At 38.2% G+C, this 6,949-nt stretch carries 4 protein-coding genes; 2 read left to right on the forward strand and 2 right to left on the reverse strand.

Annotated elements, in window-relative coordinates; all coding sequences use genetic code 11:
- Positions 1 to 270: 270 nt before the first annotated feature.
- On the forward strand, positions 271 to 2,334 hold the full coding sequence (locus HRT50_RS16950) for a winged helix-turn-helix domain-containing protein (protein ID WP_291616664.1): 2,064 nt from the start codon (positions 271 to 273) through the stop codon (positions 2,332 to 2,334).
- Positions 2,335 to 2,423: 89 nt separating this feature from the next.
- Here the strand turns inward: HRT50_RS16950 and HRT50_RS16955 are convergent, their stop codons facing one another.
- Positions 2,424 to 3,311: an alpha/beta hydrolase gene (locus HRT50_RS16955; RefSeq protein ID WP_291616666.1), complete on the reverse strand. Its 888-nt coding sequence runs from the start codon at positions 3,309 to 3,311 to the stop codon at positions 2,424 to 2,426.
- 351 nt (positions 3,312 to 3,662) lie between these two features.
- Between HRT50_RS16955 and HRT50_RS16960 the strand changes: the two genes are divergently transcribed.
- Entirely contained in the window at positions 3,663 to 4,898 is a 1,236-nt protein-coding gene (locus HRT50_RS16960) for a hypothetical protein (RefSeq protein WP_291616668.1), read from the forward strand.
- A gap of 106 nt (positions 4,899 to 5,004) precedes the next feature.
- Here the strand turns inward: HRT50_RS16960 and HRT50_RS16965 are convergent.
- The coding region (locus tag HRT50_RS16965) for a PKD domain-containing protein (protein ID WP_291616670.1) at positions 5,005 to 6,949 on the reverse strand (1,945 nt) is incomplete at its 5' end.

The following is a 6,949-nucleotide window of genomic DNA, read 5'->3' on the forward strand; positions in this document are numbered from 1 at the left end:
ACAGAATTTATCAACGTGAAGTAAAGTAACACTAAAAGTGCCATACTCTTACTGTTAAAATTTGTATTAAAACTTCCTATATAAAACATACTTTTCTCTTAATTTATTTAGGCTCTGATAAGTGCCAGCTATACTAGAGGCAGTCTTTAAAATATTCATGACCTTGCTATTATTTATCGTTATTTTTAAATGATTTATTATGACTTTTAATGACCAAAACGAATAAATATGATATTTTTCCGTTGCTTATAATATAAAAAGTGAACTTCAATGCGTTGGCAAATAGCTCAATTTATTTTCTGTGATCAGCACCAGACCATCTCTAATGGACAAAACACTCAACAAATTGAACCCTTAGTGGTTGAATTACTCAGTTATTTTTGTCGTAATAAAGACCAAATAATCAGTCGCGAGCAATTAATTGAGCATGTCTGGCAAGGCCGTATTGTTAGCGATAGTGCGGTAAATCGTGTCATTACCAAATTAAGAAAACTCTTCAATGATGATGCTAAAAAGCCGAAATTTATCGCCACTTTTAGTAAAAAAGGTTACAAGTTTATTGCCGTGGTCTCAGTCATAGAGGAAACAGCCACTGTTACCAATGCATCACTATCCGCTGAACAAAGGACTGCTGTATTCACCAAAATATTAAAGAACAAAATTTTCCTGCTCTTCATGTTGTTGTTGATAATAGTGTTGATAACGCAACTAACTAGCCACTATTCGACTCCTGACCGAGCCATAACCACCAAAGCAAAGGCACTCACTCGCGGAGCTGGTTCAGAATACCAACCGCAAATTTCACCCGATGGCACTCGCATGGTTTATACCGAGCTCAGTGCAGGGAAAATGCACTTGCTGTTGAAGTCTTTTGCTGATGAAAGAGTGGTTGAAATTGAACATAGTGGTAATGTTAGAACTTGGGTGGGTCCAGGTTCTTGGAGTTATGACGGCAAACTACTTGCCTATCTAGTGACTACGGAGCAGTCATGCCAATATTTTATCCGAGCAGTTGATGGCATGGCGTTGGGTGAAGAAAAGCTCATTCATAATTGTCCGGTGGGCAGTGCAGGGAAAATTGCCTTTACCCATAATAATAACCGCTTGGTCTATACTGAATCGACCGGAAGAAACTCACCTTATTCCTTGTTTGAAATTAATATTATAACCAATAAAAAACGTCGTTTACCTCAACCTGAATTAGTACTAAATGGCAACATCCAGTTTGATATGCATCCAAAAAAAGACAAGTTATTAATTTCATCGCCTGACAAACAGCAATGGGAAGGCTTTTACTCCCTCGATTTATCCTCCGATAAACTAAGCTTTTTATTTAAGCAAGATGCCTATACTTGTTGTGGCATATGGAGTCACCAAGGTGAGCAGATCATTTTGATGGGTGAACATCCCGCCTATCAATTAATCAGTTATGATCAGCAAGGAGGCGACCGACACGTCATTTATTCTGGCAGTCAGCAATTAGAAAATCCGGAAAGGCATAGCAATGGTAAAGACTATTTGTTTGTTGCCGGTTTTGTTGATAAAAATATTCATCTCTATAATTTAACCGAGCAAACTACAAGTCTGATTGCCGACTCTTCCGTGGATGATCGATTACCAAGTTTTGCCCACCACAATAACCAAGTTGCTTATATTAGCGTGACCTCAGGTAGCGAAGAAATATGGTTAACGGATATCTATGGTAAGCAAAGGAGTAAACTGACCAGCTTTAATGATGAACGCCACTATTTAGATTTAAAGTGGTCATACGATGGCAAGCTAATACTGGCACTTACGCTTAATGAGATACACCTGATTGATAGTGATACTGGCAACTTTGAACGTCTGAAAATACCCCAAGCGGAAATCCGAAAAGTATCTTTTAAAGACAATAATACCTTAGCCTATAGTACTCAGCTGAATAACCAATGGCGGGTCAATTACTACCACTTGGACAGTCATCAAGTATCGCAGGAAGAGCCTAGATGGAAATTTGTGCAGTATGCCAAAAATGATGAAGATATTATTTGGATTGATCAAAAACATCAGCTGTATTCAGGACCTAAGAAATTAGCTGTTGATAAGGCAATTATTTTCTCTCAAGCCGCGCAACGCAGTCGACAATTTATTATTAAAAAACTAGCTAATCAATGGTTTTGGACCCAATATCAAAGCAATAACTATCAATTGATAACAAAAACAAATGCTGCAGCGGCAAAAAAATCGTCGGTGATAATAGATAACATGCATTTTGATGTTTCTCAGCATGGAATACTGTTTACTAAGGTCAACAGTAACAATGCGGATATCTTTAGTTCACAAAGTGAGCACTGAAAATAGCTCTAATGCTCTCCACAATGGCGTAATAAAAATTGGGCTTAGAGCAAAATGACATACATTTACTTTAACCCCGTTTATTTAAATTAGTTGTGAGTATTTAGCCATTCAGCTAAAAGTGGAAAGTGATCAGTAACTGCCTGTGGATGAGTCAGAATATTAATATGATCATAATCTAAGGCATTACCATTTTTCTTTGACAGTAAATTAAACTTAGCTTGATGATTATATGACTCGGCAATAAAACCTTTTACATCTTGCTCATGCCCTAAAACTTTATCTTTTACCCCGGTAAAATGCCAAGACGGCGGCCAGACTATATTTTTAGCGGCTGTGTTATAATCAAAACCATCGTGAGGGTCTATCCAAGCACCTTTTTTAACCCAAGCAACACTGTGTTCAAGAGATTTTATCGTTTCATTATCTGAGCCTATGCCATACCTTTTGGCATCTAAAAAACCGTTTTTATTTGCTAGTTTGATGGCAAGGTTATTCCAAAATAGATTCACTTTCAAAAACTTTTCTACACTTCTTACAGTTACCGACCTTTTGGTGCCAAAACAGCTTTTAGTTAACACCTGTGGTAAACGTTCTGGGTAACGAGCTAAACAACTCGCCATTAATACGCCGCCCCATGAATGCGAAACAACATGCATGGCTTTGTTAGTTTTTTTAGTGATGTAATCTAAAAGCATTGGAATATCTTGGCTAATAGCTTCGAATTGACCAAAGTCAGAATTGGCATTTATGATTGGTGTGCTTTTTCCGCGACCACGAAGGTCAGCAACATACACATCAAAACCCTGTTCAGCTAAATAACAGGCTAAACCTTTACCTTTCTCAGTATAAAAAATAAAGCCATTCTCTATGGCGCCATGAATCATTAATATTGGCGTGCCAGCGGTACCTTTGGAAATATGACGAAGGTGTAGTTGGTGATCTTCACCTTGAATATATAATGACTGTTGCTTCATTGCTTACTTAGAGCCTCTAAAATAATTGGCCGCAACCAAAGGTCTGACCACTTAGTGTTAGCATACAGTTAAATAAAATATCAGCAAGGAGCGTCATACTTTTTTGACTAAACTTTATTTTTCGCTGCCATGTCATCACAACAGCTACTATGGCTAATGGAAAACTAAGGTCAGACTAAGTTTTTAAATTGACTGTGACAGCATTTATCACAAATAGAATACTGTAAATTTTACAACAAGCATGCGCCTAATTATTCACTAAGCTTATGTTTATTAAGTTGAAACATCAAAATTTAATAACTATACTACTGCGTTTTACAGCATTCATATCAATATAATTTAGGGATTTTCATGAATTTACAGGGAGCCGGCGCTTGGCACTTTATAATATTAACTACATTTTTAACCTTGTTGTCTGCCTGTGGTGGCGGGTCGACTGACGAAGCCCCTTTGGAAATCCCAAAGGTTACTTATCACGCTCTGCCAACCTCTATGTCGGTTAATGAAGGAGAGACTGTTCGTTTAACTTTGAATTTAGCTGGCGAAGGAGTCGATCAACTAAAGTTTAACTGGCAAGTAAGCCAGGACATTCCTTTTACCGGTCAAGGTACTGACACTATTAACTTTACTGCACCTAATGTAGATCAATTAAGTACCATTAACGTTCAAGTTACACTCGAAAATTCAAGCAAAGTCATTGGATTTTCTGACCAGAGAACATCTGTAATAGTTGCCAATATCGAAACCCTTAACGAGAACAACGGCAATATGCCACAATCAGGTTTACCTAAGGTTGATAACTTAAATTTTGACGGACTTACTTCAGGCAGCACATGGTTTAACGAACAAGTAAGCTTTACCAGTACAATCAACAGTAATGGTAACACCATAACTGTTGAAACCCGACGATTGAATCTTACATACATTGAAGCCATAAATGTTTCCACCGAAACGATTACTCTGTCAGAGTGTGGTCTAACGGATACCTACGATATTAACATCAATGAATTTGCAGCGGATGTTCAGTGTGAGACCAGCAGCTCATTAAATATTATCCAAAATGATAACGAATTTAGATTGGAACGCATGTGTGGCGATAAAGTCGTAATGGCAAGCACTTACACTAAGAAAAGTGATAACAGGTCAGTATCACATGGTGAGCTAAACATTAATTTTTCATCTTACGAAAATCTTGCTAACACAACTCAAGTATGCGGAATTGTGGTTACCTCTGAAGTCAAATCATATGATTCTAACGACATTCTTTCGGAAACGGTCAAAGCTTCGATTCTGCGTTTGTTTACTGAATATCAGGGCAATCCATTTGAACTACAGTTTCTATTAGATAAGCACCCAACAAATTTATTTGCATTTTTAACTACAGGCTTCATGACTGACAACTTTGCTAAAATATACAGCAATGTCTTACCAGAAATTAGTAATTTGCCTGAGAGCGATTCTGGTACTATAAATTTTGATTTTTACAATGATAATAAAAATATAAAAGCCGATTTTGATTTTTCTTTGTCTTCAGCCGACGGTCATCAAGAGTCTATTGAAGGCAGCTTAACTTTACTGTTTGAATAAATAATTAAGACAAAAATTAGCCAAAGAAAAAGGGCAGGATAAATTATTTAAATTTACCCTACCCCTTGCTATTTTTCTTTATACTTTAGTGTTTAATGCTGTGAGTCTACTGACAACTTGCGCTATCAAACTCCACTAAAATAGTCGCATCACTTGCACCACCAGTCACTTTTAAGTACGACCAATAGTCGACACCTGCAGCTAAAGAAAGACAAGTTGTGGTAGAGCCATTACCTAATGATTGACCGTCAAAACTGCTATCATTTGGCCAGCCACCATTTTTATAAATAACATCTACATTACCTTGGCCATGACCTGTGGTAATAGACACCGTTTGATGAGCTGAAACATCACCTAAACTAAACCAAATAGCGCTATTAGTACCTAAACATTCAGCCTGTCCTGCAGTTAAACTACCTCCAGTAATGGCGGCTTTTGTTAAACAAGCATTTTCGATACCTGGAACATTCGGTTCAATAGTCACACTTGCTGTATCAGTATGAGCTGCACCGTCGTTATCAGTTACCGTTAATGAAGCAATATAGTTGCCCGCTGCTGGGTATGCATATACTGGATTCGCATCAGTGCTTTGTGCACCGTTACCAAATTCCCAAAAGTAACTAACAATATTACCATCAGTATCTTTAGAGCCTAAGCTGTCAAAAGTTATTGCATTACCAATTTGGGTCACATATGCGCCATTTGCTTGAGCAACTGGTGCCACATTGCCACTATCAACAATAGTTACCATGTAATCTTCAGCTTCACCATCACCAATAGAACCACAAGCGCTAGTCGGTGAACTGCCATATTTCATCACTACGCGCATACGAGTTGTTAGGCCAACTAATGAATTATCAATAGCTAGATCACCAACTACAGTGCCTTTGCCAGACAAACCACTAAGTAGTTTTTCTGATGCTTCAAAAGTACCACTGTTATTCGTATCAAGCCAAATAGCCCAATGTTCTGAATAATTACCACCAGCCGTTAAGCTAACAGCATTATTACCTACAGTTAATGGCATATTAATGCTGGTAAAATCTGCATAACCTTCTTTAGCGCTGTTATTCGAAACTCCGCCAGCCGTAACCCCCGCAATCCATTCATAACCGGTATTACCCGTTACTGCACAATAATCAACAAGAACCGACTTAATAACCGCCGTTGTTGAAACTGTACTTGAGGCATTATCATTATCAGTTACCGTTAATTCAACCGGGTATGTACTCGCCGTTTGATAGCTATGACTAGGGTTAGCTAAAGTACTGGTACTACCGTCACCAAAGCTCCAATAATAACTTGTTATTGTACCGTCATTATCGATAGAGCCAGCACTTGAAAAGGTAATACTGGTATTAACAAACTCATCAAATGGTCCGTTTATTTGTGCTATCGGCGCTGCATTAGTTGCACTAATATTGACGATGCTTGAATCTGATGATTGATTATTATCATTGTCTGTTACGGTTAATATTGCACTGTAAGTACCATTGGTTGCATAAGCGTAACTAGGGTTCGCTTCAGCACTGGTGCCACCATCACCGAAGTCCCAGCTATACGCAATAATACTGCCATTAGCATCAACTGAACCAGCACTACTAAAGCTAATTACTTCGTTTATAACGCCGTTGTAAGCACCGTTAGCTTCTGCTGTAGGTAAACCAGTGGAAGTATCGATATTACGCTCATAGTACAATCTAAACGTTGCACCGCTGTAATCTAAAAACGGGTCAATTATAACGTTAACCGTACCGCCGCCAGCACCTAAATCACAATATTCACTTAAACGTGGCGCACTAAAAGGCGCACAGTCTGAAACGTTAGTTGTTGGCACAGAGTTTACGCTAACGTACATATCTGGATCGCCTTGATAACCACCCGCTATCACCGCGACTACACGGTTAGCGTCAGCTGGTACTTCAAATTGATAGCTTTTATCCGCATCACCTTTGATTGCTGATAGATTAGTTTCTTCTGCTAAGAAAACACGCTCACAACCAATACATAAACTTGGGTCATCAACCGATAATATTTCCAATGTTGCATTA

The sequence above is a fragment of the Colwellia sp. genome (assembly GCF_013215345.1).
In the GTDB taxonomy this organism is placed as follows: Bacteria; Pseudomonadota; Gammaproteobacteria; order Enterobacterales; family Alteromonadaceae; genus Colwellia.

Bases quoted from the DNA above. Each gene is read 5' to 3' on its own strand.
- HRT50_RS16960 (WP_291616668.1), top strand. From the start codon at position 3,663: ATGAATTTACAGGGAGCCGGCGCTTGGCACTTTATAATATTAACTACA.
- HRT50_RS16950 (WP_291616664.1), top strand. From the start codon at position 271: ATGCGTTGGCAAATAGCTCAATTTATTTTCTGTGATCAGCACCAGACC.
- HRT50_RS16955 (WP_291616666.1), bottom strand. From the start codon at position 3,311: ATGAAGCAACAGTCATTATATATTCAAGGTGAAGATCACCAACTACAC.